Origin of the sequence: Bartonella queenslandensis AUST/NH15 (genome assembly GCF_000312585.1) — a bacterium.
Taxonomy (GTDB): Bacteria; Pseudomonadota; Alphaproteobacteria; order Rhizobiales; family Rhizobiaceae; genus Bartonella; species Bartonella queenslandensis_A.
Map to the genome: position 1 here is coordinate 1 of NZ_HE998086.1, position 335 is coordinate 335.

Sequence of the window (335 nt, forward strand, 5' to 3'; positions counted from 1 at the left end):
TCTCACAAAAAGCTCTGCACCCCGATCTTTATCAAAAAAGACCATATGGGGATCATGCTTTTGAAGTTGTGCTAAAAGAAAATTAACAATAACCGTTTTTCCAGAACCAGAAGGACCACAAACAAACGTATTGCCTAAATCACCAAAGTGAAAGTTAAAATAAAACGGTGAACCTGCAGAGGTTTTCATCAAAGCAACCGCTGGTCCCCACACATTGCCATCTATTTTCCCAACCGGAAAAGAATGAAATGGAGAAAGTGCCGCATAGTTGCGGCTTGTTATCGCACCAGAACGCGCGCGATAAGCATAATTGCCAGGTAATTGTGCCCACCAAG

General features: G+C 42.7%; 1 protein-coding gene. It reads right to left on the minus strand.

Going from position 1 to position 335, the window contains the following annotated elements:
• Nucleotides 1-335, minus strand: a 335-nt coding sequence (locus BN338_RS09460; RefSeq protein ID WP_039761572.1) for an FtsK/SpoIIIE domain-containing protein, incomplete at both ends; no start/stop codon positions are given.